Annotated in this window: 1 protein-coding gene; it reads left to right on the top strand. The window is 64.3% G+C overall.

What is annotated here, in order from left to right; genetic code table 11:
• Window positions 1-74 precede the first annotated feature (74 nt).
• A partial coding sequence (locus ACM0OX_RS35815) for a hypothetical protein (RefSeq protein WP_414519972.1) occupies window positions 75-266 on the top strand: 192 nt, incomplete at its 3' end.

Here is a 266-nt window from a genome sequence, read left to right as displayed (position 1 = left end):
CACAAGACCGTGGCGAGGGCGAGGCGTAGCGTAATTCACAGGACATTAAGCGGTGCGGTTCAGACTCTTCGCCCATGAACGTCTCGTCCGCCGCATCCATGGTTAATGTCCTGGCCGAAGGCCGCGCCCAGCGCGAAAAGGCCGCCCAGGATCGCGCCGAGACCAAGCTGCGTGACGCCCAGTCGGCGGTGGCGACGCTGAAACAGATGAACTCGGCCTCCTCCAGCCAGGCGTCGGAACAGCGCAAGGCCGCCGCCAAACAGAAG

Source organism: Nostoc sp. PCC 9305 (assembly GCF_963920915.1).
Classification (GTDB): Bacteria; Cyanobacteriota; Cyanobacteriia; order Cyanobacteriales; family Nostocaceae; genus Nostoc.
This window is presented reverse-complemented; position numbering and strand designations above follow the sequence as displayed.